27 protein-coding genes are annotated in these 24,354 nt (G+C 67.3%); 13 read left to right on the top strand and 14 right to left on the bottom strand.

What is annotated here, in order from left to right; genetic code table 11:
* Positions 1-44: 44 nt before the first annotated feature.
* Together N6C22_RS03140 and N6C22_RS03145 are read right to left on the bottom strand one after the other, a co-directional pair.
* Positions 45-368, bottom strand: a complete 324-nt coding sequence (locus tag N6C22_RS03140) for a ferredoxin family protein (RefSeq protein ID WP_261649302.1) — start codon at positions 366-368, stop codon at positions 45-47.
* Positions 369-407: 39 nt separating this feature from the next.
* On the bottom strand, positions 408-728 hold the full coding sequence (locus N6C22_RS03145; protein WP_261649304.1) for a tRNA-binding protein: 321 nt from the start codon (positions 726-728) through the stop codon (positions 408-410).
* Between the two features lie 95 nt (positions 729-823).
* Here N6C22_RS03145 and N6C22_RS03150 point away from each other — a divergent pair, with 95 nt between their 5' ends.
* From N6C22_RS03150 to N6C22_RS03160, 3 genes are all read left to right on the top strand, one after another.
* On the top strand, positions 824-1,291 hold the full coding sequence (locus tag N6C22_RS03150; protein ID WP_261649306.1) for a cupin domain-containing protein: 468 nt from the start codon (positions 824-826) through the stop codon (positions 1,289-1,291).
* Positions 1,292-1,378: 87 nt separating this feature from the next.
* Entirely contained in the window at positions 1,379-2,140 is a 762-nt protein-coding gene (locus N6C22_RS03155; RefSeq protein ID WP_261649309.1) for a GNAT family N-acetyltransferase, read from the top strand.
* 92 nt (positions 2,141-2,232) lie between these two features.
* On the top strand, positions 2,233-2,646 hold the full coding sequence (locus tag N6C22_RS03160; RefSeq protein ID WP_261649311.1) for a universal stress protein: 414 nt from the start codon (positions 2,233-2,235) through the stop codon (positions 2,644-2,646).
* Positions 2,647-2,662: 16 nt separating this feature from the next.
* Here the strand turns inward: N6C22_RS03160 and N6C22_RS03165 are convergent, their stop codons facing one another.
* Positions 2,663-3,841, bottom strand: a complete 1,179-nt coding sequence (locus N6C22_RS03165; protein ID WP_261649313.1) for an MFS transporter — start codon at positions 3,839-3,841, stop codon at positions 2,663-2,665.
* 184 nt (positions 3,842-4,025) lie between these two features.
* On the opposite strand from N6C22_RS03165, the gene N6C22_RS03170 reads away from it, so the two are divergent.
* Entirely contained in the window at positions 4,026-4,514 is a 489-nt protein-coding gene (locus N6C22_RS03170) for a universal stress protein (RefSeq protein WP_261649315.1), read from the top strand.
* A gap of 231 nt (positions 4,515-4,745) precedes the next feature.
* Here N6C22_RS03170 and N6C22_RS03175 read toward each other — a convergent pair whose 3' ends face one another.
* The 4 genes from N6C22_RS03175 to N6C22_RS03190 all read right to left on the bottom strand — a co-directional run bounded on the left by N6C22_RS03175 (position 4,746) and on the right by N6C22_RS03190 (position 8,619).
* Positions 4,746-5,909, bottom strand: coding sequence for an acyl-CoA dehydrogenase family protein (locus tag N6C22_RS03175; RefSeq protein ID WP_261649317.1), 1,164 nt, complete (start codon positions 5,907-5,909; stop codon positions 4,746-4,748).
* Between the two features lie 83 nt (positions 5,910-5,992).
* Positions 5,993-6,829 carry a hypothetical protein gene (locus tag N6C22_RS03180; RefSeq protein ID WP_261649320.1) on the bottom strand — a complete coding sequence of 279 codons (837 nt, stop codon included), beginning with the start codon at positions 6,827-6,829 and terminating at the stop codon, positions 5,993-5,995.
* Between the two features lie 72 nt (positions 6,830-6,901).
* The gene (locus tag N6C22_RS03185; protein ID WP_261649321.1) at positions 6,902-7,621 is read right to left on the bottom strand and encodes a type 1 glutamine amidotransferase; all 720 of its coding nucleotides are present in this window, start codon (positions 7,619-7,621) and stop codon (positions 6,902-6,904) included.
* A 221-nt stretch (positions 7,622-7,842) separates the two neighbouring features.
* On the bottom strand, positions 7,843-8,619 hold the full coding sequence (locus tag N6C22_RS03190) for an alpha/beta fold hydrolase (RefSeq protein ID WP_261649324.1): 777 nt from the start codon (positions 8,617-8,619) through the stop codon (positions 7,843-7,845).
* Positions 8,620-8,811: 192 nt separating this feature from the next.
* On the opposite strand from N6C22_RS03190, the gene N6C22_RS03195 reads away from it, so the two are divergent.
* Complete coding sequence (locus N6C22_RS03195) at positions 8,812-10,014, top strand: HD domain-containing protein (RefSeq protein WP_261649326.1); 1,203 nt, start codon at positions 8,812-8,814, stop codon at positions 10,012-10,014.
* A gap of 282 nt (positions 10,015-10,296) precedes the next feature.
* Here the strand turns inward: N6C22_RS03195 and N6C22_RS03200 are convergent, their stop codons facing one another.
* Positions 10,297-10,917: a DUF4013 domain-containing protein gene (locus tag N6C22_RS03200; RefSeq protein WP_261649328.1), complete on the bottom strand. Its 621-nt coding sequence runs from the start codon at positions 10,915-10,917 to the stop codon at positions 10,297-10,299.
* Between the two features lie 135 nt (positions 10,918-11,052).
* Positions 11,053-13,824, bottom strand: coding sequence for an alanine--tRNA ligase (gene alaS, locus N6C22_RS03205; protein WP_261649330.1), 2,772 nt, complete (start codon positions 13,822-13,824; stop codon positions 11,053-11,055).
* 216 nt (positions 13,825-14,040) lie between these two features.
* Here alaS and N6C22_RS03210 point away from each other — a divergent pair, with 216 nt between their 5' ends.
* Positions 14,041-14,550 (top strand): TspO/MBR family protein, encoded by a 510-nt coding sequence (locus tag N6C22_RS03210; RefSeq protein ID WP_261649332.1) that lies wholly within the window; start codon positions 14,041-14,043, stop codon positions 14,548-14,550.
* Between the two features lie 110 nt (positions 14,551-14,660).
* On the top strand, positions 14,661-16,583 hold the full coding sequence (locus N6C22_RS03215; RefSeq protein ID WP_261649334.1) for a GAF domain-containing protein: 1,923 nt from the start codon (positions 14,661-14,663) through the stop codon (positions 16,581-16,583).
* Between the two features lie 12 nt (positions 16,584-16,595).
* Here the strand turns inward: N6C22_RS03215 and N6C22_RS03220 are convergent, their stop codons facing one another.
* Positions 16,596-17,192: a response regulator gene (locus tag N6C22_RS03220; RefSeq protein ID WP_261649336.1), complete on the bottom strand. Its 597-nt coding sequence runs from the start codon at positions 17,190-17,192 to the stop codon at positions 16,596-16,598.
* A 141-nt stretch (positions 17,193-17,333) separates the two neighbouring features.
* The gene (locus N6C22_RS03225) at positions 17,334-18,314 is read right to left on the bottom strand and encodes a replication factor C small subunit (RefSeq protein ID WP_261649338.1); all 981 of its coding nucleotides are present in this window, start codon (positions 18,312-18,314) and stop codon (positions 17,334-17,336) included.
* Between the two features lie 124 nt (positions 18,315-18,438).
* Between N6C22_RS03225 and N6C22_RS03230 the strand changes: the two genes are divergently transcribed.
* From N6C22_RS03230 to N6C22_RS03245, 4 genes are read left to right on the top strand one after another with little or no spacing between them, the layout of a single operon-like run.
* Positions 18,439-19,563 carry a polymer-forming cytoskeletal protein gene (locus N6C22_RS03230; protein ID WP_261649339.1) on the top strand — a complete coding sequence of 375 codons (1,125 nt, stop codon included), beginning with the start codon at positions 18,439-18,441 and terminating at the stop codon, positions 19,561-19,563.
* Positions 19,564-19,611: 48 nt separating this feature from the next.
* Entirely contained in the window at positions 19,612-19,809 is a 198-nt protein-coding gene (locus tag N6C22_RS03235) for a ubiquitin-like small modifier protein 2 (RefSeq protein WP_261649341.1), read from the top strand.
* Positions 19,810-20,304, top strand: a complete 495-nt coding sequence (locus tag N6C22_RS03240; protein ID WP_261649343.1) for a peroxiredoxin — start codon at positions 19,810-19,812, stop codon at positions 20,302-20,304.
* Complete coding sequence (locus tag N6C22_RS03245; RefSeq protein ID WP_261649345.1) at positions 20,291-20,656, top strand: GNAT family N-acetyltransferase; 366 nt, start codon at positions 20,291-20,293, stop codon at positions 20,654-20,656. The genes N6C22_RS03240 and N6C22_RS03245 overlap by 14 nt, the downstream gene beginning before the upstream one ends.
* 6 nt (positions 20,657-20,662) lie before the next feature.
* Here N6C22_RS03245 and N6C22_RS03250 read toward each other — a convergent pair whose 3' ends face one another.
* The 3 genes from N6C22_RS03250 to N6C22_RS03260 are packed head-to-tail and all read right to left on the bottom strand — an operon-like array spanning position 20,663 to position 22,572.
* A complete protein-coding gene (locus tag N6C22_RS03250; RefSeq protein WP_261649346.1) occupies positions 20,663-20,824 on the bottom strand; it encodes a hypothetical protein in 162 nt (53 codons plus the stop codon).
* 45 nt (positions 20,825-20,869) lie between these two features.
* On the bottom strand, positions 20,870-21,151 hold the full coding sequence (locus tag N6C22_RS03255; protein ID WP_261649348.1) for a hypothetical protein: 282 nt from the start codon (positions 21,149-21,151) through the stop codon (positions 20,870-20,872).
* Between the two features lie 44 nt (positions 21,152-21,195).
* Complete coding sequence (locus tag N6C22_RS03260; protein WP_261649350.1) at positions 21,196-22,572, bottom strand: phosphoglucomutase/phosphomannomutase family protein; 1,377 nt, start codon at positions 22,570-22,572, stop codon at positions 21,196-21,198.
* A 507-nt stretch (positions 22,573-23,079) separates the two neighbouring features.
* Between N6C22_RS03260 and N6C22_RS03265 the strand changes: the two genes are divergently transcribed.
* On the top strand, positions 23,080-23,676 hold the full coding sequence (locus N6C22_RS03265; protein ID WP_261649351.1) for an OsmC family protein: 597 nt from the start codon (positions 23,080-23,082) through the stop codon (positions 23,674-23,676).
* An 87-nt stretch (positions 23,677-23,763) separates the two neighbouring features.
* The gene (locus tag N6C22_RS03270) at positions 23,764-24,351 is read left to right on the top strand and encodes an NADPH-dependent FMN reductase (RefSeq protein WP_261649352.1); all 588 of its coding nucleotides are present in this window, start codon (positions 23,764-23,766) and stop codon (positions 24,349-24,351) included.
* The last annotated feature ends 3 nt before the right edge of the window (positions 24,352-24,354 follow it).

Raw genomic sequence — 24,354 nt, forward strand, 5'->3', positions numbered from 1 at the left:
AGGATGGTGCCCGCGATTATATCTTCACTGCCTGATGTGACATGTCAGGCGGTCCGACTGGCGTCGACGTCGATGGCGTCGACCGGGCAGACGTCGACACAGAGCATGCAGTCGATGCACTGGGCCTCGCGTGCCGGGTCGGCCTTGATCTCCGATTCGGGGTGCCCGGGGGTGTCGACCCACGAGAACACGTCGACCGGACAGTCTTCGAGGCATGCGCCGTCGGCCAGGCAGATGTCGAAGTCGACGGCGACGTGGGTCCCGTGGATGCCCAACTTGTCGGGTTCCTCGACGGGCCCCCACACGTTGTGTCCCTCGTGTTCGTCGACGACCTCGCGGTTCTCGTGGAAGTTCGGGTCGATAGCCATGGACACACCTTCGCCAGCATCCGGCATAAACCGCCCGACTCAGTACAGTTCGCCGCCGAGCGGAACCTGCTTGTCGGGTGTCACGAGAACCGGGTTGCCGTCGTCGCCGGGCACGCCGACCGTCAGGGCCTGGGACTCGAACCCTGCGATGTTCACGGTCCCGAGGTCGGTCACGCACAGCACCTGTCGGCCCACCAGGTCGTCCACGTCGTGGTGGTAGCCCAGTTGTGCGGCCGACTGGAGCTCGCGGTCGCCGCAGTCGAGCGTGAGCTTGACGAGTTCGGGCTTTCTGGCCTCGGGGAACGGTTCCGCCGACAGGACCTCTGCGACCTCGATGGTCACGTCGAAGGGGCTGGTCATGTGCGGGCAGACGCGAGCAGCCCACGTAAATCGTCTCCCGCCCCCGCGCCACCCCGCCGCCCGGGTTTTTGTCCCTGCCCGCCGTCGCCTCCCGCATGGAGAAGGTCACCATCGAGGACGTGAACTCGCGCATGGGTCCCGCGGCCGTCAAGCGCCGGCTGACCGACGCACTGGGTGCGACCGACATGGCACTGAACTACTACGAACTCGCCCCCGGCGACAGCCTGGGCTTCGGCTACCACCGCCACAGTGCCCAGGAGGAGGTGTTCTACGTCCAGTCGGGAACGGTCACCTTCGAGACCGACGCCGGAGACGTGGCGGTCGCCGCCGGTGAGGTCATCCGGTTCGGGCCCGGCGAGTCCCAGCTGGGGACCAACGAGGGCGACGAGCGCGCCATCGTCCTCGCCATGGGCGCGCCACAGGAGTCCGGCGAGTTGCACATGGTCCGCGAGTGTGCTGCCTGCGGCGAGCGCACCGAACAGGACATCGAGTTGACCGAGGACCGCGACGCCATCGTCACGCTGTGCGTCGACTGCGGCGCGGAGACGGGCCGGTTCGACTGACGCGGACGGGCGCTGCCGGGCCCTGCGCCACACCACGTCGCGGCCCTGGTGCATAGAGTTATCTCGGTAGAACGTCATTAATTCTGGATGACTAGCGACGCCGTCGCTGCCGCCAACGCCAACATGGTGGCCGCGTTCGCCCGACTCTCGGACCACACCCCGACAGGGTCGTCCCGAACAGTCGGCGAGCTGACGGCCATCACGACCGGCGTCCCGGTCCCCTTCTTCAACCCGGTGTTCGTCTTCGAGCCGCCGGCCCGGGACGACCTCTCGCGGGCCGTCTCGTGGATGGCCGAGCAGGCTGTTCCGTTCCGGGTGACCGTGGCCGAGCCAGCAGTCGACGCGACGGCCTCGCTGGCGGCCGACCTCGGACTGGAGCGGACCGGCGACCCCCAGCCGGGGATGGTCCTCGGCTCGCTCGACGAGATTCCCCGGTCCGACGACCGGGTCGACATCGAGGTGGTGACCGACGCTACGGGCCTCGACGCGTTCGTGGCGGTCACGTCGGCGGCGTTCGGGATGCCGGAACCCGTGGCACGTCAGGTCGCACCGGAGTCGCTACTCGACGACGAGACGGTCCAGATACTGGTGGGCCGTGTGGAGGGCGAACCCGCCGCTAGCGGCCTCCTGGTCCGCAGTGGTGACGTGGCCGGGGTCTACAACATCGGCGTGACCGAGGCGTTCAGACGCCGGGGTGTCGGCGAGGCGATGACCTGGGCCGTGCTCCGCGCGGGCCGTGAGGCGGGCGGGACGGTCGGCGCGTTGCAGTCCTCGGAGATGGGGTACTCCGTCTACGAGGGGATGGGGTTCGAGACCGTCGTGACCTACCACTCGTTCTCTCCCGTCTGAGGTACGTTGGTCGACCCGCCCGTACGCCTGTCGGCAGACCGAACTATGATACAGAACCGCATGGTTATTCTCCCTCCCGTCCTAGCTTACACATGTACCAGCGTATCCTCGTCCCGACCGACGGAAGTGCCGGCGCCGAGCGCGCAGCCGACTACGCGCTCGACCTCGCGAAACGGTACGACTCCGACCTCCACGCCCTGTTCGTCGTCGACACCAGCGTGTACGACGAGCCCGCGCTCTCCAGTACCGAACTCGTCATCGACGACCTCGAAGACTGGGGGGCGGACCTGATGAACGAGATGGCCAGCAAGGCCGAGGAACACGACCTCTGCTTCGAGTGCAAGCTCTGTCACGGCCTCCCTCACCAGGAGATCCTCTCCTACGCCGACGCGGTCGACGCCGACCTCATCGTCATGGGGTACCAGGGCCAGAGCCACACCAAGCACATCGGTAGCGTCGCCGACCGCGTCGTCAACCAGGGCGACCGGCCGGTGCTGACGGTCTGAGGCTTCTTCTCCTGTTTCAGTAGCCGAGGTCGAACGCCCAGTTCGCCGCGAGGGCGACGACGACCAGCGAGAGCAGCGCCACGAGCACGCCCATGGCGACCGCCCAGCCGAACAGGTCGGCGAGGGTTCCGGTGGCGACGGACCCGACCGAGCCGAGGACGCCGTAGACGGTCCGGACGAGGCCGAAGCCAGCGCCCTGTTCTGCATCGCCGAGTTCGTCCATGAAGCGCGGGAGGAGCGCGCCACCCCAGCCGAGGCCGGTTCCGACGAGGACGAGCGCGGCCACGAGCGACACGACGCCGGGGACGGCGACCAGCAGGGCCAGGCCGGCGGCCGCCGAGAGCATACAGCCTGCCGTGGAGACCTCGCGGCCGAACCGGTCCGAGGCCGCGCCGACCCCGACCTGGGTCACCGCCTGGACGACGAAGTACGCCGAGAAGACCGCGCCCGCCGTGGTCTCGGATTGCCCGCGGTACTCGACGAGGAACGTCGGGAGGAACGAGGCGGTCGCCTGCCAGACGAACGCGCCGGCGACGGCGAGCGCGACGGTGAAGGCGATCTTACGCCGGGAGAGCATCTCGACCAGCGGGCCGAGTTCGAAGCGGTCACGCATCGGCTGGTCGGGCCGACGCGGCTCCGTCGGGCGGACGCGCCACGCGAACAGCACGAAGATGGGGAGCGCGATGGCTGCGCCGAGCGCCACCGCGGGCCGCCAGCCGTAGCGGACGCCCACCCAGGCGGCCGCCACCGGCGCGACCAGCCCCGCCGCCGGGCCGCCCGCGTTGTGGAAGCCGATGGCGAACCCAGTGTTGTCGTAGGTGCGCGTCAACAGCGTCGCGGCGACGCTGTAGTGTAATCCCGCGACCGCGCCGAGGGCGACCGTCGCGAGGACGAACACGGCGAACAGCGGCGAGAGTGCGAGCAACAGGCTCGCGACGGCCGTTCCGCCGACCGCGAGGAGGATGATCGGACGTTCCCCGAAGCGGTCGGCGAACACGCCGCTCGGGAACTGGGCAGCGAAGTAGGCCATCCACAGGCCGGTGAGTCCGAGGCCGACGACCCCGTTCGACACGCCGAACTCGTCGGTGATGGCCGGGACGACCGGGCTGATGACCAGTCGGCCAGCCATCGTCGCGAAGAACGCGAGCGTACTGAGGACGAGGACGGTCCGTCGGTAGCGCCACGTGAAGGTCATCCTGTGGAGTCGGTAGCTACTCGTCGCGGTCGTCGATTCAAGAGACCGTCGGTTCCGTACGTGTGAGCCATGCATGCGCACGCTGCGGTGGACGAGACGGACATGAACTTTCGATACAAATTTTTACTCGAATCTGAGTAAAGAATTCGAAATCTTTATCGCGCTGCGGGAAGAACGGAGAGGTATGAAGACGAGCACAGCCCACAAGCAGGCACAGACAGGCTTCGAGACCATCTTCGTCGCGCTCGGGCCGAGCGACCACGACCGCAGCGAGCGACTCGCCGAGAAGGTCATCGACCTCGCCGGTCCCTCCGGTGCCCAGGTCGTCCTCGGGCACGTGTTCACGAAGGAGGAGTACGAGGAGCGCCGCGAGATGCTCAACTACGACCCCGACGCCGAGGTCACGCCCGACGTCGTCGCCCAGCGCTTCGACGTCATCCGCGACATCGGCGAGCACCTCGACGCCGCCGGCATCGACCACACGGTTCGCGGCGGCCTCGGCGAGTACAGCCAGGGCATCGCCGACCTGGCCGAGGAGGAGGACGCAGACCTCGTCGTCGTCGGCGGTCGCAAGCGCTCGCCGACCGGTAAAGCGGTGTTCGGTTCGACTGCGCAGGAGGTCATGCTGACCGCGCACTGCCCGGTGACCTTCGTCCGCGCCGACGCCGAGTAAAAACCGGAGACTTCGTTCTTTTCTACTTTACTCGAACGCTGCAATCCCGGTTGCTGACTGCGATTGCAGGTCCTTCTCGTACTTACTCGAACGCTGCTATCCCAGTCGGCTCACCGCCATCGCCACATTTCTCGTAATTTGGAGGTTTCTCCCTCCGGTCGAAACCTCCCTACTCGCGGCTACGCCGCTCGCAACCGTGATTCTCGCTCGCTTCGCTCGCTCCGAATCACGCTACTCGAACGCTGCAATCCCGGTCAGGTCCTGCCCGAGAATCAGCGTATGGATGTCGTGGGTGCCCTCGTAGGTGTACACCGTCTCCATGTTCGCCATGTGGCGCATCGGCGAGTAGTCCGACGTGATGCCGTTGCCGCCGAGCATCTCTCTCGCAACCCTCGCCTGGTCACGGGCCATGCGGACGTTGTTGCGCTTGGCCATCGAGACGTGCTGCGGCCGGAGGTCGCCGCGCTCTTTGAGGTCGGCGAGGCGGTGGGCCAGCAGCTGGGCCGTCGTGATCTGGGTGGCCATCTCGGCCAGCTTCTCCTGCTGGAGCTGGAACCGGGCGATGGGGCCGCCGAACTGCTCGCGGTCGACGGCGTAGTCGCGGGCCGTCTCGAAGCAGTCGCGGGCCGCACCGATGGCACCCCAGGCGATGCCGAAGCGGGCCTGGGTGAGACACGAGAGCGGTCCCTTCATGCCCTCGACACCGGGGAGGACGTTCTCCTCGGGCACGAACACGTCGTTCAGGCCGAACTCGCCCGTGATAGAGGCGCGCAGCGAGAGTTTTTCAGTTATCTTGTTGACGGAGAAGCCGTCGCGGTCGGTCTCGACGAGGAACCCGCGCACCGGGTTCCCGTCCGAGGTCTTGTCGCGCGCCCAGACGACCGCCACGTCGGCGATGGGCGCGTTGGTGATCCACGTCTTCGAGCCGTTGAGGACGTAGCCGCCGTCGGCTTCTTCGGCGCGGGTCTCCATACCTGAGGGGTTCGAGCCGTGCTGGGGCTCGGTGAGGCCGAAGCAGCCGATCTTCTCGCCGAGGCCCATCTCGGGGAGCCACTCGTCTTTCTGCTCCTCGCTGCCGAACGCGTGGATGGGGTACATGACGAGTGCGCCCTGCACGCTGGCCATCGAGCGCAGGCCGGAGTCACACGCCTCGAGCTCCTGCATGAGCAGGCCGTAGGCGGTCTCGGAGACGTTCGGGAGGTCGTACCCGTCGAGGTTCGGGGCGTAGAAGCCCATCTCGCCCATCTCGGTGATGATGTCTGTCGGGAACGTCCCCTCTTCGAAGTGCTGTGCGATGTCGGGTTGTACGCGGTTCTCGACGAACTCACGGGCCGAGTCGCGGATCATCCGCTCCTCCTCGCCGAGGTCCGCCTCCAGGCCGACGTAATCGAGCATACGTCGGCTGGGTAGTCCGCGCAGAAAAGTACTCCTAAATCGGCGCAAGTGTTGCCGGAGGCACCCCGGCTCGGCTCACGGGGTCAGCTCACGCGCTGTTCGAGCACGCGGTCACCCGAATCCGCACAGATGAGGGCGACGACCTCGTAGGAGTTACAGCAGGACTCGACGGTCTCCTCTTTCATCTCGACGGGCCCGCCGCCGGGGCACTCTTCGAGGAAGATGCGAAGCCCGTTCAGCACCGCGCCGCGGGCGACGGGGTCGAGTTCGGCCCACGACTCCGTCGCGGTCTCGGCGATGACGCGCGCCCCGGCCACGTCGACGCGCAGCGCGGTCTGGGAGGGCCACTCGCCGACGCGCTGGGCCCCGCGCTGGAGGACGACACCCTGGCCGTACTCCATGACCTCGTACTCGCCGTCGCCGTCGAGGCCGAAGACGGTCCGGACCTCCTCGGGGTCGACCTCGTCGGGCGTGTCGGCGAGAATCTCGTCCCAGCGCTCGGCGAACGCGGCGTTCAGACAGAGGTCGTCGATGTCCTCGCAGGGTTCGATGGCACCCGCCTCCGAGAGGAACGTCTCGGGTTCGACGTCGCGGACGTCACCTGCCTTCGGGAGTGGGTGTTCGGGTTCCTTGCCGAACCACGCGAGCAGCCAGTCGGGCATGTAGCGTTTCGTCAACTCGGGTGTGCCCGGGACGAGGTAGCCCCGGAGCCAGATGGCGGCCAGACTCACCAGGAAGACGACGAAGCCGAGCCCTGCCGCGGTCCCGGTGGCGGCCGCGGTGCTCGCGACGAGCGCGACGACGACGCTCAGGACGACCGCGATGAGCGTGTTGACCGTCGTACAGGGCCAACAGCGGTTCTCACCCGTGTACTCGGGTTGGCGAAGGGCAGCGAGCCCGGAGGAATGTGAATCAGCCATACCCGAGAAAGCGTCCCGAACCGAAATAGGTCTTATTTTCAACAGGCCGAGATGTCGAAGGAGCGCCGCGGGTCAGTCCGACGCGGCGGTGGAGGTGGCGCTGTCCCCGACCTGGTCGACCCGGCGGACGTACGAGGTGAAGTTCTCGAACAGGCGCTTGGCCTCGCAGGCCTTCGCGTAGTTCCGCTCGGTGATACCGTCGACGACCGCCTGCTTGCGCTCGTCGGGCAGTTCGTCCTTGCCCATGGTGACCTCGCGGGCGGTCCGGGTGTCGTACTCGGGGTGGAACTGCACACCGAAGACGTGGCCCTTGCGGAAGCCGTGGTTCCCGTAGTCGTTGCGGGCGATCTCGGTCGCGCCGGGCGGCAGCTCGACGACCGAATCCGAGTGGGTGGTGAAGACAGTGTACTCGCCGTCGAGTCCGTCGAACAGCGGGTTGTTCCCGGAGAGCTGGACGGTACGGTAGCCGATCTCGTACTCGCCCATGTCCTCGACCCGGCCACCGAGCGCGTCCGCGAGGAGCTGGTGCCCCCAACAGACGCCCAGACAGGGCAGCCCTTCGTCCGCGGCGTCGCGGACCCACTGCTTGGTGGGCTGAATCCATGCTTCGTCCCAGTAGACGGACGAGCGCGACCCTGTGACGACGACGCCGTCCCAGTCGTGGTGGTCCGGCAGGTGGCCATCGGTTGCGCTGAACTCCACGAGGTCGGCGTCGAGCTCCCGCCGGAAGTTGCGGCGGGTGTTCTCGTCACCATGTGCGGCGTTCAGCAGTGCGATACGAACTCGACTCATCGTGTATAGAAGGGTCACTTACCAATTAGTCAGTTACGCCTCGGCGAGTGTTTGCCGACATCTCAGAGCCAAGTCGTGTAGGCCGGACACGTAGGTGTCTCGCGCCGGTAGGAACGGATGCCGTCGAGCAGACGGTAGAAGGCAATCCCCCATCTGACTGCGTGTGGACTCACCACGGGTGTCTCTCCCCACCCACGCCCGTGGTGTTGGGTGCAGCCGTTTCAGGTATCGCCCACGCCGTCGAGGAATCCCACGAGTGCATCGTTCACCGGTCTGGACCGTTCGATGTGAACGAAGTGGCCCGCGTCGGGGAAGTGCTCCCGTTCCCCTCGCGGGAGCCCCTCGGCGAGGGCCTGGGCGGTGCCAGCCGACACGAGGCCGTCGGACCCACCATCGACGACGAGGGCCGGGACGGTGAGCTCGTACAGCGGGGCCGCGTCGTAGCCCATGAGCGCGGCCCGCTGGCGCTGCCAATCCGTTTCACCCGCGTCCTCGTCGGTTCGCCACCCCGCGATACCGTCGCAGACGTCGGGCATCTCCTCACAGAACTCGGCAGAAAGCACCGCAGACAACGTCTCCCGACAGGCCGATTCGTCGGTCGGGTCGGCGAAGAAGGGGTCGGGGTCGTACTCGTCACCCGTCGTCGCCCCGCCGACGAGCGTGAGGCTCCGCGCTCGACCGTGCTTGCGGGCGTATTCGAGCGCGACCATCGCGCCGAGCCCACACCCCACGAGGTGGACCGACTTCGCGCCGTGGGCCGAGAGAACGGCGTCGAGGTCGTTGACGAACGTCGCCATCGTCAGGTCACCGCTGGGCGGGTCCGACCGGCCGGTCCCGCGGGTGTTCCACACCAGCGTCTCGTAGGGACCGGCGAGGCTCGCGTACTGCCAGCCCCACAGCCACGCCCCGCACCCGATGTCGGGCACGAACGCGACCGTCTCCCCCTCGCCGTCGGTCTCGTAGTACAGCGTCGTCCCGTTCCTGTCTACCGTGGGCATGGTCGAGATGACCCGGGCCAGTGGCTTACGCGTCACGGAACCGTCGTCGTCGCGGCCACTCCCCGCGTCGCCCGTCGACCCCCCCGTTTCGGGTAGAACAACGGCACGCGAGTTCTCCGTTCTCTGGCGTCGTCGGCGACACGCACCGACGCTTCGCGGTCCTTTTGAGCCGCCGACGTGTTCACCCGTCTAATGCACGCCATCAAGGACAGCGTCCACGACTACATCGAGGTGTCGGGCGTCGTCGCCGACCTGCTCGATACACCGGCGATGCAACGGCTCCGACACGTCAAGCAGCTCTCGTCGGTGCGGCTCGTCTATCCCTCCGCGAACCACACCCGCTTCGAGCACTCGCTGGGCGTCTACCACCTCGCCCGCCGGGCGTGTCGCCACCTGGACATCGACGGCTCGCGCGCCGAGGCGGTCCAGGCCGCCGCGCTGCTGCACGACGTGGGTCACGGCCCTTACGGCCACCAGACCGAGGGCATCATCCTCCGCCGGCTCGGCCGGCACCACGACGAGGTCCACGACCTGCTCGGGCAGGGCGACCTCGCCCGCGTCCTCGAATCCCACGGGCTCGACACCGGTGCCATCGCCGACCTCATCGACGGGCAGGGCAAGTACGGCCAGCTCGTCTCCGGCGAACTCGACGTGGACCGGATGGACTACCTGGTTCGTGACGCCCACCACTCCGGGGTACCGTACGGGACCATCGACCAGGGCCGCCTGCTCCGTGCGCTCACCTTCATCGACGACGACCTCGCGCTCTCGGAGGGCAACCTCGCCACGGCCGAATCGATGCTGGTCGCCCGGGCGCTGATGAACGCGACCGTCTACCGCCACCACGTCTCCCGCATCGCGGGCTCGATGCTCGAACGCGTCTGCGAGCGCCTGCTCGACGAGACGCCCGTGTCGGTCGAGGAGTTCGCCCGGATGAGCGACGACGAACTGCTCGCGGCCCTGCGCCGGCACGACGAGACCAGCGACGTGGCGGCCCGCCTCGCCACCCGGGACCTCTACAAGCGAACCGTCTGGGCGGAACTCGACGACGTGCCCGACCGGGTCGTCGACGCGGACCACGAGACCCGCCGGGAGCTGGAGGCCGAGATCGCCGAGGACGCCGGTGTTCCAGCCGAAACCGTGCTTCTGGACGTACCGGGCCGCCCCTCGATGCCGGAGTCCTCGACCCGCGTCGTCGTCAACGGCGAGGTGCGCCGTCTCCACGAGGAGTCCCCGCTGGTCCAGGGCCTGCAGGCCGCCCAGTCGGTCCAGTGGCGGCTCGGGGTCTACACGCCCGAAGAATCGGTCGAGACGGTCCGCGACGTGGCACTCGACGTGCTCGACGTCCCCGCCGATGGCACCCGCCCGTCGGGGTCGCGGTCTTGGCCAGCGTAAGTCACTGGCCCGGTTCCTTGTGATAACCGGCAGTCCCGACGGCGGAGATTTCCTGTTAGCGGGGTTACACAGCCGATACGTTTACAATACTGCATCTCACACTACTCGATGGGGTACGACACCCTAATCGGATCAGTCGTTGCCTCCTGACCGATGTCCTGCTCGGCCGGGACCGAGTGGGAACTGGGATACGCCACTATCATTTCCTTTCCCTTTCACCACCCGAGAGCCGACGGCTCGTGGCTCGTCGGTTCGAGATACAGATGCAGAGAAGACCCCGTTTCAGGCGGGTTCGACGATGCCCGCGGCGGCTGCCCGCTCGTACACGCGACCCCAGTACGAGGCCTGTGCGAAGGTCGCGAAGGCGCTCCCGAACAGGATACCGACGCCGAGCGCCAGCGCCGAGAGCATGGTGACGACCCCGAGCAGGATGGCCAGCGGAATATACATCGCGGCGTGCTTGGCGTAGAACACGGTGAACGCGAAGTCGGGTACCCGAGACGAGGTGTACGTCTCGCCGATGTCGCCGGTCACCGCGTAGACGGTGATGACGGCAGGCCCGACGTATACCGCGGCCAGCACCACCAGCACGTACACCGCCGGGTGGATGTACTCGATGCTGATGAAACCCAGAATCCCCACCACCGCGACGAACGGGAGCTGGGCGACGAACAGCCAGACCCCCTCCTTCAGCAGTTCAACGTAGTCAGTGTACGCGGGCTGTGGCTCGTCACGGGCGGCGCTCCGGTACAGCCGGAACACGTAGCCGAAGAGGACGAAATAGGGGACGATGAGGAAGCTGAGCAGCAGCGTCAGTCCGCCCTTCAGTATCGCGCCCCAGCCGTCTTCGCGGGGATACGAGAGCGCGAACTCGAAGGGACTCTTCTTGGCGTCGAGACTCATGCGCCGACCACCACTCGCCGGTCCGATACGGCCATCGTCGTGTCGTCAGTCAGAAGCATCAGCCCGAGAATCTTCGAGCACCGACATAAACGTTGACGCCCGTTCGGGCGCGAGGCGTCGAAAAGCGGGCCCTGTTCAGGCGTTCAGCACGGTCCGGAGCACGTCGGGGGCGTCCGCCAGTGCCTCGTCGAGCTTGTCCGTCTCCGGGCCGCCACCCTGGGCGAAGTCCGGCGGGCCGCCGCCGCCGCCGCCGACCTTCGAAGCCAGCTGGCTGACGACCTGCCCGGCGTTCACGTCGGAGCCGTCGGGGACGGCGACGACGAACTGGGCACCGTCCGCGGCAGAGCCGATGACGGCTATCTTGCCCTCCTCGACCAGCGCGTTCGCGGTCGCGCGGAGTTCGTCCGAGTCGGCGTCGATGCGCTGGACGATGGCGGGCGTGCCGCCGATGTCGACCTCCTCGGCGTCGCCGGCACCCGAGGCGCGGACCTCGGCGAGCTGTTCTTTGAGGTCTTCGATGGTCTTGCCCCGGGCCTTCCACTCCTCGAAGAAGCGCTCGGCGGTCTCGGGGACCTCCTGCGGGGAGACGTCGAGCACGTCGGCCGCCCCGTACAGGGCGTCCTCGGTCTCCTGCGTCGCCACGATGGCGGCGTCACCAGCGGCGAACGTGATGCGCTCGACCCCGTCCTGCACGCGCTCGGTGTTGCGGATCTTGATGGCACCGATGTCGCCGGTGCGGGCGACGTGGGTTCCACCGCAGGCCTGCACGTCCTCGGCCACGTGGATGAGCCGGATGTTCGTGCCCGGCGGAATCCCACCCTGGTAGAGGTCGAAGCCGTGTTCCTCCTCGGCCTCGTGACGGTGGGGCCACTCCTGCTTCACCGGCGAGTTCTCCATCACCAGCTCGTTCGCGAAGCGCTCTATCTCCTTGATCTCCTCGCGGGAGATGCGCTCGTAGTGGTGGACGTCGATGCGGGAGGAGTCGACCCCTTTCTGGGCACCGGCCTGCCGGATGTGCTCACCGAGCACCTGCCGCGCCGCGTGGATGACGACGTGGGTTGCGGTGTGGTTGCGCATCAGCTGGCGGCGGCGGTACGTGTCGAGCTGGCCGCGGACGAACTCGCCCTTGCCGGGCGACTCGTCGGTCCGGTGCAGGATGACGCCGTCGCGAATCTGGACGTTGGTGACCTCGACGGTCACGTCGTCGGTGCTCAGCGAGCCCGTGTCGGATGGCTGGCCACCGCCCTCGGGGTAGAACATCGTCTGGTCGAGCACCACGTCGTAGCCGTCCTCGCGCTCGAACACGTCGAGGACGACGGCCTCGAACTCGGTGCGCTGCTGGTCCTCGTAGTAGAGGCGGTCGGTCTCGGGCAGGTCAGAGAGGCGCTCGTCCTGGTCGTCGCCCTCCTCCTCGAACGCCTGGCCACCGTCGTGGCGCTCGGCGACGAGCGAGAAGAAGTCGTCCGGGACGTTCACCCGGGCACCCTCCTCGTTGGCGATCTCCTCGACCATGTCCGGCTGGAGGCCGTGACTGTCGTACAGCTCGATGAGTTCGCTCGTCGGGATGGGCTCGGACTTGCGGGCGTACTCCTCGGCGAGGGTGCGAACCTTCCGGCTGCCGCGGTCGAGCGTCTCGTGGTACTTCTCGACCTCGTTGCGGACGATCTCGCGGATGGTGTCGCGGTTCTTGTAGCCCAGTCGCTTGGCCTGCATGTCGACGAGTTCGTCGAGCGGGGCGTCGACGCCGACGTTGTCACAGAGCCGTTTCGTGCGCCGGAGGACCATCCGGGAGAGGTAGCCCGTCGAGACGTTGCTCGGGACGATACCGTCGCCGAACATGTACGCCATCGTGCGGCAGTGGTCCGTGATGGCGTAGATGTCCTCGAGGGGCTCGACGAGCTCCTCCAGTTCGGCCCGGGAGACGCCGAGCTTGTCGGCGATGGTGCCACGGGCGGTCTCCATGTCCTCGGCCTCGTCGATGTCCATGTGACCGGCGAGCTTGGCCGAGCGGTGGATGAGCTGCTCCTCGTCCTCGGTGTGCTCGATGCCGGCGTTCTCCTTCAGGAACTGTATCATGTCGGGGTAGACCGCCTCGTAGACGGTCGGGGTCCCCTGGGACATCCACGTCCACCGCTCCAGCCCGTAGCCGGTGTCGACGATGTACGTGTCCATCGGCGAGTAGCGGTTCCCGTCCTTCAGCTCGTACTCGCCCTCGGGGTCCTGCTCCATCGACATGAAGACGAGCGTCGCGAGTTCGGCCCCGCGGTAGATGACCTCGATAGCGGGCCCGGCGTTGCCGCCGCCGACCCACGGGTCTTCGATGTAGACGATCTCGTCGAGGTTCGCGCCCATCGACTCGAACAGCTCGTCGCAGTAGCGGACGGTGTCGTCCTTCCAGTACACCTCGCCCTCGTAGGCGTACTCCTCCTCGGCGTCCTCGCGGACGTTGAAGGCGTGGTGGGCCATCATCTCGAAGGCCATCGTGTGTCGTCCCGTCTTGCCGACGTTGTCGATGTCCTGCATCCGGATGCAGGGCTGGCTGATGGTCAGCGGGTTCGCCGGCGGCGGCGTCTGGCCCGAGGTGACGAGCGGCTGGAAGTCGTAGATAGACGCCTGCGTGAGCAGGACGTCGTCACGCCAGCGGTTCGCGGCCACCGGGTACGGGTCGATGCGTGTGTGGCCGTTCTCCTCGAAGAAGGAGAGGAACGCCTCGCGCATCTCCTCGAGGGTGTACGCCTCGTCGAACCCGGGGTTGTCGATGAAACTGTAGTCCTCGCAGGGCGGCTCCCCGCACGTCTCCCGGTCGTGGTCGCGCGTCCAGAAGTGGGCACCGCAGTCCACACACTCCCGTCGCACGAAGTCTTCCTCCTCGAAATACTCGAGGCGGTACTCCTCCTCTAGAGTCATTCTTGTGCCACAGTGGCCTTTCGGTGAGTAAAACAGTTCCGCAACGGGGCAGGGGGCCGCAGTCGCCCCGTTCAGTCCGTTCCCGCTCGTTCGGGGCGTCTCTGGTGGTCCGGTGGACTGGGCGGCCCGCATATCGGTCCACGATTCGATGATTCACGCAGTGAACCAAACTGGTTCGACCACACCGCTATCCGGGTTGGTCGCGTATCCGTCCCCATGGCAACCTCCGGTAGCACACGCTCGGGAATCGACCTCCCCTCACGGGACGAACTGCTCCGCATCCTCGGCTTCGTCGTCCTCGTCAACCTCGTCGGGGGTGCGGCCGCGGTCATCGGCGGCCCCGGCAGCGAGTGGTTCGCCGCGCTCGAAAAGCCGTGGTTCTACCCGCCAAGCTGGGCGTTCGGCGTGGTCTGGACGCTCCTGTTCTCGCTGCTCGGCGTCGCACTATACCGTGTCTGGCGCGCGGACGAATCGCGTGACCGTACCATCGCCCTCGGTGCGTTCGTCCTCCAGATGGTGTTCAACGTCGCCTGGACGCCCGCGTTCTTCGGGCTGGAGAGCCCCGGCATCGCGCTGGGCGTCATCGCCGCCCTCTGGGTGCTCGTGGTCGGGACCATCTGGGCGTTCCGCCGGGTCGACCGCACCGCCGCCGCGCTGCTGGTCCCCTACCTGCTGTGGGTCAGCTTCGCGACGGTGCTGAACTACGACATCTGGCGGCTGAACTGACCGCTGAAGACTGCCGTCCGACGAACGGGCGGCAAGATTAACCGTCTCCTCTGATTAGTGGCCGGGTATCGAAGCGAACGCCACGGTCCGCTCACGGATGTGATGGCCGAATGAGTGAGAAGTCGCACGTCGTCGTGACCGCCAGAGCGACCGACAGACGGTCGGACGTAGCGGCTGCACTCGATGAGTGGGAGACGGCCGTCGTCGCGCCCTGCTCGGTACGCGAGTGGCTCGCGAGCCACGAGGTGGCCTGTCTCGTCGTCGCGGACGACCCGACCACCCCCGAGATTCGTGGGGTGTGCGAGGACGCCGTCGGCGTGCCGAGCGTCGTCTTCACGGCCGTCGACCCCACCGAGGTCCCCTGTCACGCGGACGGGTTCGTCCGTGACGATGGCGACTTCGGTCGCCTCCGGGACGAGATACGCTGGCGACTGCACACCGGCCCCCACGCGGCGGCGGCTGCCGAGGACGCGTTGCGGGAGAGTCACGCGAAGATAGAGCGACTGCACGCGGTCGTCGCAGAGATGGTCGCCTGTGACACCGAGGACGAGGTGTACGAGGTTGCGATCCGCGCCGCCGAGGAGATACTCGACCTCGACATCGTGGGCATCGACACGGTCGAGGACGGCTACTTCGTCCCGCGGGCGGTCTCCGAGGAGCTGAAATCTTCGGGGTACGGCACGCTCCCGGCCGACGAGGGCGTCGCCGGCCGGAGCTACCAGCACGGCGAGTCCATCCTGGTCCACGACGCCGAGACCCACCCGGACGCCTCGCCTACGGGGCCGTACCGCTCCGTGCTCTCGGTCCCGGTCGGCCATATCGGCATCCTGCAGGCCGGCTCGCGAGAGACCGGTGCGTTCGACGAGCGCGACCGGGAACTCGCCGAACTCCTGGTGAGCCACGTCGCGGAGACGATCGAACGCCTGCAGGCCGAAGAGCGCCTGCGTCGGGAGCGCGACCGCCTCTCGTCCCTGTTCGAGAACGTCCCCGACCCGGTCGTCCGGTTCGCCTACGACGACGGGGCGTTGCGGGTCCAGGACGTGAACGCGACGTTCGAGGACGTGTTCGGCTGGTCGGCCGACGAGATTCGCGGGGCGGACATCGACGAGTACATCGTCCCCGAGGGGCGCGAAGACGAGGCGAAGCGCCTGAACGAGAAGCTCATGGCCGGCGAGAGCCTCCACGTGACGACCCAGCGCCGGACCGACGACGAGGTCCGGGACATCCTGCTCCACGTCGTCCCGTTCGAGCGCGGGGAGCGCAGCCTGCAGGGGTTCGCTATCTACACCGACATCACGGAGGAGAAGGCACGCCAGCGCGAACTCGAACGCCAGAACGAGCGGCTCGACGCCTTCGCGAGCATCGTCAGCCACGACCTGCGGAATCCGCTCTCCATCGCCCAGGGCTACCTGACCCTCGCCCAGGAGGTCGGCGCGCCCCAGCACTTCGAAGAGATTCGTCACGCGCACGAGCGCATGGGGAACCTCATCGACGACCTGCTCAGTCTCTCACGGCAGGGGGACGTGGTCGGCTCGCTCGAACCGGTCCAGCTCGCGGCGGTTGCCACGCAGGCCTGGGCCGGCGTCCAGACTGGAGCGGCGACGCTCGAATCGGTCGGCGACGTGACGTTCCTCGCGGACCGCGACCGACTCCTCGAACTGCTCGAGAACCTGTTCCGGAACGCCATCGTCCACGGCTGTCCGACCGACGGCGACCTGGGCTGTCGCGAGGATGGGTCGCCCCTCACCGTGACCGTCGGGACCGTCGAGCCGTCGGCTGGGGACGACGGCGAGCCTGCGGAGCGGGGATTCTTCGTCGCGGACTCGGGCTGTGGCATCCCGGTTGGCGAACGTGAGACGGTGCTCGAAACGGGGTACACCACCAGCGACGAGGGAACCGGCTTCGGGCTCACCATCGTCCAGGAGATCGCCGCGGCGCACGACTGGGCGGTCGCGGTCGAGGAGAGCGAGGCTGGTGGCGTCCAGTTCACGTTCACGGGCGTGACGGAGCCGCCGCTCGAGGCTGAGAACTGACGGAAGGCGGTCTCAGTTCGAGGCCGTCTCGGAGTGCGAGCCGAGCAGGCCGTGGAAGAGGTAGGTGTGGTCGGTCGTGTCCGAGAGCAGGTCGTCGAGCAGGTCGTCTGCCCGGTTGGCCTGCTGTTCGACGCGCTCGGTCAGCGAGACGTACTCGTCGCTGTTCTCGAGTTCGGCCTGTGGCTTGCGTGCTTCGAGGACGGCCTTCTTCGTCACCTGCGAGTAGTAGGCCCGGAGCTCGTCGTCGTAGGCGGACCGCCGGTCGAGCCGGGTGACACACCGGTTCAGCGTCGGCCTGTCGACGGGTTTGACGAGGTAGTCGTCGAAGCCCATCTCGACGATATCGAAGTCGGGTTCGACCGCGGTGACGATGACGACCTGGCAGTCGTGCCCGGCCGCCCGGAGCTGTTCGAGCACCTCGTCGCCGGAGATGCCCGGTAACCGACGGTCGAGGACGACGATGTCCGTCGTCGCTGTGACGGCCTCGATGGCGGACGCACCGTCTGTTACACTACGTACGCTCCATCGGTCGCCCAACCAGGAGACGTAGAGGCTCGCCAGCTCCGTGTTGTCCTCGACGATGAGGACCTCTGTGGTGTCGTCGGTCATGCTGTCCTCCCGAAACCATCCACATCGATGCTGTTCTTTCGTATAAATGTCGTGGCCGCTGACACGCTTGGCTGGTTGATATATGGGGGTAGCAGGCTCGAAAATACGTTCTGCCGGTCGTACCAGTCGGGACTGATGGGCTCAGTCGAGCGCCAGCGATGCCAGCAGCGCCTCGAGCTGGACCCGTTCGCTCGCACCCTGGGTGATGCGGAAGTCGGCCTCGCCGACGCGGTCCATCAGACGGACGGCGGCCTCCTCGGAGAGGTCGAACTCCCACGCCGACCGGTGGAGCTGGTCGATGATGTCGCCGCCGGCCAGACCGCGCTCGGTCAGGAGTTCGTCGAGTTTCGCCCGGGCCGCGATGAAGTCGCCCGCGATGGCGTCGGTGACCATCGCCTCGACCTCCTCCGGCCGCGCCGTGGCGGTGATGGCGTAGACGGTCTCCTCTGACACCTCGTCGCCCATGACGGAGGCGGCCTGGAGCGCGTTGATGGCCTTGCGCATGTCGCCGTCGGCGGCGTAGACGAGCGCGTCGACGCCCTCGTCGGTGAGTGGGATGTCCTCCTCACCGGCGATGTAGCGGATCTGCGTGGCGACCGCCTCGTCCGACAGTTGCGTGAACCGGAACACCGCACACCGCGACTGGATGGGGTCGATGATCTGGCTGGAGTAGTTACACGAGAGGATGAACCGCGTGTTGTTCGAGAACTGCTCCATCGTCCGGCGCAGGGCGGACTGGGCGTCGGAGGTCAGCGCGTCGGCCTCGTCGAGGAAGATGATGCGGTAGTCGTAGCCGCCGAAGGAGGTCCGCGCGAAGTTCTTGATGCGGTCGCGGACCACGTCGATACCGCGCTGGTCCGAGGCGTTCAGTTCGAGGAAGTTCTCCCGCCACTCGTCGCCGTAGATCTCCTTCGCGATGGAGACGGCCGAAGCCGTCTTGCCGACGCCGGCCGGCCCCGCGAACATGAGATGGGGTAGTTCGTCCTTCGAGATGTAGCTCTGCAGGCGTCCGATGATGTCCTCGTGCCCGACCACGTCGTCCAGGGAGTCCGGCCGGTACTTCTCGATCCAGACCTCGTTGCGGCCCCCGGGTCGTGCGCCGGTCTCGTCGGCCTCGCTCATGGGCGAACGGAAGGCTGGCCAGTTCATAAAGCCCCCGAGACTCTCCGTGCGCCCCCGTGACGTGCTTCTCAGTTTTTGTAAATCAGCGTATGTGTATTTCTCCTCAATCGGCGAAGGAGTACACATGAGATTCACCGTCGCCAGAAAGAGATTTGTCGTACTACTTGTCACGATGCTGGTCGTCCTCGCGTCGATGCCGGCCGTCGTCGCGGCAGAGCAGGTCGTCGCCGGCACCTTCGTCGTCGAGGAGGGCGAGACAGTTCGCGGGCTCGACGTGGTCGGGGCCACCGTCATCGTCCGCGGGACCGTGCAAGGTGACCTGAACGGGGCGGCCGCCGACGTCCGCATCGAGGACACCGGTGTCGTCACGGGTGACGTGAACGTCGCCGCCGCGAGCATCCACATCGCCGGGCGCGTCGACGGGAACGTGAACGCCGGGACCGCCACCCTCCGGGTGCTCGAGGGTGCGGTCATCGCCGGGAACCTCGCCGCTGGCGCGGCTGACGCGACCATCGCGGGCGAGATCCAGGGGAACGTCGAACTCGGCGCGGACGTCATCCGCCTGACCGACACGGCCGTCGTCGGCGGTGAGTTCCGCTACGACGCCGAGGAACTGGTCGGGGTCGAGGGGGCCAGCATCGCCGGCGCGGTCGTCCGTGACGAGTCCATCGGGAGCTCCGACTTCAGCATCGATGTCGCCGAGGAGTTCTTCGAGGGCGTCTTCGCCGTCTACGGGTTCCTCGTGAATCTGGTGGTGGGTGCCATCCTCCTGCTCGTCCTGCCCGGGTTCTCCCGGCGGGTGTCCGAGACGGCCCTCGGCGAGCCGGCCAAGAGCGGTGGCGTCGGCCTGCTGGCACTGATCGCCATCCCGGTCGCGCTCGTGCTCGTCGCGCTGACCATCATCGGCATCCCCCTCACGCTGGTCGGGGCGGGCCTGTTCGCCCTCTTCGCGTGGGTGGCGGTCATCTACGGCCGCTTCGCGGTCGGGACCTGGCTGGTCGCGAAGGCCGGTGGCGACAACCGCTGGCTGGCGCTGGTCGTCGGGCTCCTGCTCGGTGCCCTGTTCAACCTGCTGAGCTGGGTCGGTGACCTCGCGAACTTCGCCGTGTTCCTGCTCGGGCTCGGCGCGCTCGCGCTGGTACTCTACGAGGAGTTCGGCCGCGGCCGGGACCGTGAAGCCCCGGCGGCCGACGAAGAGCCGACCGAGGCGAGTGACGATTCAGGTATCGGTGGCGTCCCGCCGGCCTGAGGTCCCGGCAACGACACGCTTAGGCCCGCGGCCCGGCAAGTGCCGGCCATGCAGGTCACCGTGGACGTCAAGGGCGAGGGGACCCACGAACTGGACCTCCCCGACCCGACCTACGCCGACCTCCTGCGCGAGCTCGACCTGAGTCCGCACGAGGTGAGCGTCCTCGTGGACGGCCGGCCCGTCCCGGAGGACCAGCCCGTCGCATCGCCCGAGGTAACCGTGTTGCGGCTCATCAAGGGCGGGTAGATGCCCGAGGAGTTCTCGCTCCCGAACGTCGGCCCGGGGCCGGACCCCTGCTCACTTGCTTCCCTCGCGGCCGACCACGACTTCGTCCTCTTGCTGTTCCAGCGCGACTACCACTGCATCAACTGCCGCAAGCAGGTCCAGCAGGTGAAATCACGGTACGACGAGTTCACGGCCCGGAACACCGAGGTCGCCTCCATCGTCCCCGAACCCCGCGAGAAAGTGCAGGACTGGCAGGACAGCTACGACCTGCCCTACCCCCTGTTCGCGGACGCCGACGCGGCCACGGGCGACGCCTACGACCAGCCGGTCCGCTACGGGATTTTAGGCAGGTTCAGCGACTTCTTCGGCCGGATGCCCGAGGCCGTGCTGCTCGACGCCCGCGGCGAGGAGCCCGAAATCGTCTGGTCGCATGCCGGCAAGTCCACCTTCGACCGACCCGACATCGACGAGATACTGGCCGAAATCGACGCACACCGAGCCGATGCGAGTCCGTGAGGCACGCCCCGGGGAACGCGAGACCGTCGAGGGCATCCTCGACGCCGCGATGCTCCAGACCGGCGAGGTGGAAGTGGCCATCGAGCGGGGCGACGCGCTGGTCGCGGTCGAAGACGGGCGGCTCCTCGGCGCGGTGATTCTCGACCCGAAACCAGGGGGGTTTCACGTCGACGCCATCGCGGTCCGGCGGCGGCGACGGGGACAGGGAATCGGCTCGGTGCTGGTGGAAAAAGCGAGCCAGCGTGGCGACCGGCTCACGGCCGCGTTCGACTCCGATGTCCGGCCGTTCTACGAGGCGCTCGGGTTCGAGATTCGTGCGAAGGAGGGGCGACTCTGGGGCGTGCTGGAGTAGGCGAGGTCAGTCTCGCAGGTGCGTCTCGATGCGTTCGGCGACCAGCAGGAACCGCAACGCGAGGGCGAACACCAGCGCGAAGACGATAGCGTCCTCGACCAGTCCGACGAAGATGGCGATGGCGATGACGACCAGGTAGGCCGCGTCGACGACGTTCTGACTGGGCATGGCTGTCGGTGCTGCCGCCGGCCGGATAAGCTTTCAGCCGGCTGGTCAGTCGAACAGTTCCGAGACCTCGCGGTCCTCGTCGTGGTCCTCTCGCTCGCTCCCGTCGGTCCGGAACCGGTCTGTGTCGTTCGTCTCGACGCTGTCGGCGATTCGCTCGAGGGCGACGACGAAGCGGCGGAACAGTTGTAGGGTCAGGTAGGTGAGGTAGAACCCGAACGGGATCGTGGCGAGGAGGAGGCCAAGCAGGATGTTCCGGGTGATGATGGCGTAGCCGAGCACGAGAATGGCGAACGCACCGTACGCGATTTTCAGGGCTCTGGAAGGCATACTCGGAATTTCTGTCGGAAACCCGAAAAAGGTTCAGTTCTGGCTCAGACCAGCGCGTCGACCAGTTCTTTTCCGTCGGCCAGCAGCGCCTCGACACGTTCCTGACTGCTCGCCTCGGCGTAGACTCGCATCTTCGGCTCGGTGCCGCTCGGGCGAACCAGCACCCAGGACCCGTCTTCGAGCAGGAGCTTGAACCCGTCCTTGGTGACCACGTCAGCGACCGCGGTGCCAGCCACGGACTCGGGAATCTCGTCGCTCAGGTCGTCGACCACCCGTGCTTTCTCGCTGTCGGGGCAGTCCACGCTCACCTTGCTCTGGACGATTTCGCCGTGCTCCGCGAGCAGGGCGTCGACACGCTCGTCGTACGGTTGCTCGTGGGCGACCGCGGCGGCGAGTAGCGCCATGAACACGCCGTCCTTCTCGGGGATGTGGCCGCGGACGGTGAACCCGCCCGACTCCTCGCCGGCCATCAGCGAGTCGTGCTCCTGCATGGCCTGGGCGACCCACTTGAAACCGACCGGGGTCTCGACGACTTCTTCCCCATGGGCCTCGGCGATGCGGTCGAGCAGGAACGTGGTCGAGACGGTTCTGACCACGGGCCCTTCCTTCGATTCGAGGAGGTAGTCGTAGGTCGCGGCGAAGAAGAGGTTCTCGTCGAGGAAGCCTCGTTCTGGGGTGACCACGGCGATGCGGTCGGCGTCGCCGTCGTTGGCGATACCGAGGTCGGCGTTCGTCTCCCGGACGGTCTCCACGAGTGCTTCGAGGTTCTCCGCGCTCGGTTCCGGCGGGGTGCCGCCGAACTCGGGGTCGGTCTCACAGCGGATTCGCTCGACGGTCGCCCCGGCTTCTTCGAGCAGGCGGTCGGTCGTGTCCCGGCCGGAGCCGTGCATCGCGTCGTAGACGACCGTGAGCCCGGAGAGGTCGTCGGGGACGAGGTCGCGCGCGTGGTCGAAGTGCGGGGGCACGAAGTCGACCTTCTTCACCGAGCCGTGCTGGTCCTCGGGGAGCGGGTCGGGCTCAGCGAGGCGTTCCTCGATGGCGTCGGTGACCTCCGGAAGGGCGGGGGCGGCGTCGTCGGGGATGAACTTCACGCCGTTGTACTCCGGCGGGTTGTGGCTCGCGGTGAGCATCAGGGCCCCGGCGAGGTCGCGGTGGCGGATCTGCCACGCGGTCAGGGGGGTCGGGCGGTCGCGGTCCGGGAGGACCACGTCGAACCCGTTCGCACACAGCACCCGGGCGAGTTCCTCGGCGAACCCGGGGGAGGACTCCCGGGCGTCGTAGCCGACCGCGACCGTCTCGCCGCCGCGGCCCTCGTCGCGGAGGTACGTCGCAACTGCCTGTCCGACCATCCGGACGCGCGGCGCGGTGAACTCGTCGAGTGTCGCTCGCCAGCCGTCGGTCCCGAATGAGATGGCGTCCATGTGCGGTCCATGACATGCCCACGCGATAAATCCCACCGACGGCGTTCACTTTCACTCCGGTACGAACAGGACTTTAACCCGCCCGTTCGATATTACCATTAGCGCCTGATAGTGGCGCGAGTCCCGTCTCGGGGCGACGACGCACACCGCTCTGCGTCGCTAAACAACGAACCGGCGGAGGTGAGTAAGAATCGGAAAGGGCCTCCGCGTAACACTCGCATCGGGCGGTGTCTCCCTGCTGGCACAGGGGCTGGAATCCGGCTGGATTCTGATCGCCGTTGCGGTGTTCGCATCGTCTGACGAGCAGTCCGAGTGATACCGTCGGTCGCTGGCACGACCGTCGGCCCTTCGTTTTGCGTTTTTCGCACAGACTACCCGTCTCTGTATCCTACACGTGTCAGTTACGCGTACACGCTCAAATAACTTTACTTCCACCCGGATATCCCAACTCCCCGCGAGACGGCTTATCGATTCGCGCGTCCTACATCCCGTACGGACCCTCCAACCATGCCAGTCGAGAAGACACAGCACGTACAGGGAATCGACCAGGCGACCCACGACGCGTTCGTCGACTGGGTCGAAGCGAACCCCGCCGCCGCGACCATCGAGTTCAGCGCGACGGGCACGACCGAGGACGTGGCGGTCCACACCGAGGCGACCATCGGCGAGTTCGTCATGGGTGACGAGACCAAGGGCGCAGACCGCGAGCACACCATCGAGGTCGGCCTGCCGGCCGAGATGGAAGACGCGATGGGCTACACCGACCCCACGGACCGTTGCGAGGCCGTCGAACTCGCGCTCGCGGGCCTCACCGCCTGCATCAACGGGACCGTCCAGCTCAACGCCATGCGCGAGGGCATCGCCGTCGAGGACGTGACGACCAGCGTCTCCGTCCCGTTCGACCCCCGGGTCCTGCTCGGTATCCACGACGAGGACCGGGCCAGCGAGATGCTCGGCGACCTCGACATCGAGGTCCAGGTGACCGGGACCGACCTCAGCGAGGCCGACATCGAGCGCATCAAGACGTTCCCGAAGCGCTCGCCCGTGTTCAACCTCCTGACCGGGGCGCACCCGGCGAAACCGACGGTCCACGTCGCGACCTGACCGGGCCGTCCCCAGTTCTGTTGGGCAGACGAACGTATCATCGCCTAAACTGACGAATTTTTACGCACCCAGGGCTGAGAACCGACGATGAGTGGCACGCCGACGGTCCTCGCGGTCAGCGGGAGTCTCCGCGAGACGAGTTACACGAGAACCGCCCTGTTGCACGCGCTCGACGCGGCCGAGACCGCGGGCGCCGAGACCGCCCTCCTCGACCTGCGGGAGGCCGCCCTGCCGATGTTCGACCCGGACGAGGACGACCAGGGTGCAGGCGAGTACGTCCGGCAGGTCCGGGAGGCGGACGCCGTCATCCTCGGCTCGCCGGTCTACCACGGCTCGTACTCGGGTGCGCTGAAGAACTTCCACGACTACTGCAGCTTCGACGACTACGAGGACACCGTGGTCGGCCTGCTGGCGACCGCCGGTGGCGGCTCCTACGGGCCGACGCTGGAGCACATGCGGAGCACGGTCCGCGGGGTCCACGGGCACGTGGTACCCGAGCAGGTCGGCATCCGGTCGGCCTACGACAAGTTCGAGTCGGCCCCCGACGCACCGGGCGGGCGGGCCTTCACCGACGAGGACATCGCCGAGCGCGTCGCGTCGCTGGGGGCCGCCGTCGTCGCGGCTGCCCGGCGGTTCGAGACGACCTGCGAGGAGCCGGCCACGGCCGACGACTGAGCC

It is taken from the genome of Haloarchaeobius sp. HME9146, from assembly GCF_025399835.1.
In the GTDB taxonomy this organism is placed as follows: Archaea; Halobacteriota; Halobacteria; order Halobacteriales; family Natrialbaceae; genus Haloarchaeobius.

Bases quoted from the DNA above. Each gene is read 5' to 3' on its own strand.
- N6C22_RS03200 (WP_261649328.1), bottom strand. From the start codon at position 10,917: ATGAGTCTCGACGCCAAGAAGAGTCCCTTCGAGTTCGCGCTCTCGTAT.
- N6C22_RS03245 (WP_261649345.1), top strand. From the start codon at position 20,291: ATGCGAGTCCGTGAGGCACGCCCCGGGGAACGCGAGACCGTCGAGGGC.
- N6C22_RS03165 (WP_261649313.1), bottom strand. From the start codon at position 3,841: ATGACCTTCACGTGGCGCTACCGACGGACCGTCCTCGTCCTCAGTACG.
- N6C22_RS03195 (WP_261649326.1), top strand. From the start codon at position 8,812: ATGCACGCCATCAAGGACAGCGTCCACGACTACATCGAGGTGTCGGGC.
- N6C22_RS03270 (WP_261649352.1), top strand. From the start codon at position 23,764: ATGAGTGGCACGCCGACGGTCCTCGCGGTCAGCGGGAGTCTCCGCGAG.
- N6C22_RS03260 (WP_261649350.1), bottom strand. From the start codon at position 22,572: ATGGACGCCATCTCATTCGGGACCGACGGCTGGCGAGCGACACTCGAC.
- N6C22_RS03175 (WP_261649317.1), bottom strand. From the start codon at position 5,909: ATGCTCGATTACGTCGGCCTGGAGGCGGACCTCGGCGAGGAGGAGCGG.
- N6C22_RS03265 (WP_261649351.1), top strand. From the start codon at position 23,080: ATGCCAGTCGAGAAGACACAGCACGTACAGGGAATCGACCAGGCGACC.
- N6C22_RS03235 (WP_261649341.1), top strand. From the start codon at position 19,612: ATGCAGGTCACCGTGGACGTCAAGGGCGAGGGGACCCACGAACTGGAC.
- N6C22_RS03210 (WP_261649332.1), top strand. From the start codon at position 14,041: ATGGCAACCTCCGGTAGCACACGCTCGGGAATCGACCTCCCCTCACGG.
- N6C22_RS03255 (WP_261649348.1), bottom strand. From the start codon at position 21,151: ATGCCTTCCAGAGCCCTGAAAATCGCGTACGGTGCGTTCGCCATTCTC.
- N6C22_RS03230 (WP_261649339.1), top strand. From the start codon at position 18,439: ATGAGATTCACCGTCGCCAGAAAGAGATTTGTCGTACTACTTGTCACG.
- N6C22_RS03140 (WP_261649302.1), bottom strand. From the start codon at position 368: ATGGCTATCGACCCGAACTTCCACGAGAACCGCGAGGTCGTCGACGAA.
- N6C22_RS03160 (WP_261649311.1), top strand. From the start codon at position 2,233: ATGTACCAGCGTATCCTCGTCCCGACCGACGGAAGTGCCGGCGCCGAG.
- N6C22_RS03225 (WP_261649338.1), bottom strand. From the start codon at position 18,314: ATGAGCGAGGCCGACGAGACCGGCGCACGACCCGGGGGCCGCAACGAG.
- N6C22_RS03180 (WP_261649320.1), bottom strand. From the start codon at position 6,829: ATGGCTGATTCACATTCCTCCGGGCTCGCTGCCCTTCGCCAACCCGAG.
- N6C22_RS03240 (WP_261649343.1), top strand. From the start codon at position 19,810: ATGCCCGAGGAGTTCTCGCTCCCGAACGTCGGCCCGGGGCCGGACCCC.
- N6C22_RS03250 (WP_261649346.1), bottom strand. From the start codon at position 20,824: ATGCCCAGTCAGAACGTCGTCGACGCGGCCTACCTGGTCGTCATCGCC.
- N6C22_RS03220 (WP_261649336.1), bottom strand. From the start codon at position 17,192: ATGACCGACGACACCACAGAGGTCCTCATCGTCGAGGACAACACGGAG.
- N6C22_RS03150 (WP_261649306.1), top strand. From the start codon at position 824: ATGGAGAAGGTCACCATCGAGGACGTGAACTCGCGCATGGGTCCCGCG.
- N6C22_RS03170 (WP_261649315.1), top strand. From the start codon at position 4,026: ATGAAGACGAGCACAGCCCACAAGCAGGCACAGACAGGCTTCGAGACC.
- alaS (WP_261649330.1), bottom strand. From the start codon at position 13,824: ATGACTCTAGAGGAGGAGTACCGCCTCGAGTATTTCGAGGAGGAAGAC.
- N6C22_RS03145 (WP_261649304.1), bottom strand. From the start codon at position 728: ATGACCAGCCCCTTCGACGTGACCATCGAGGTCGCAGAGGTCCTGTCG.
- N6C22_RS03190 (WP_261649324.1), bottom strand. From the start codon at position 8,619: ATGCCCACGGTAGACAGGAACGGGACGACGCTGTACTACGAGACCGAC.
- N6C22_RS03215 (WP_261649334.1), top strand. From the start codon at position 14,661: ATGAGTGAGAAGTCGCACGTCGTCGTGACCGCCAGAGCGACCGACAGA.
- N6C22_RS03185 (WP_261649321.1), bottom strand. From the start codon at position 7,621: ATGAGTCGAGTTCGTATCGCACTGCTGAACGCCGCACATGGTGACGAG.
- N6C22_RS03155 (WP_261649309.1), top strand. From the start codon at position 1,379: ATGACTAGCGACGCCGTCGCTGCCGCCAACGCCAACATGGTGGCCGCG.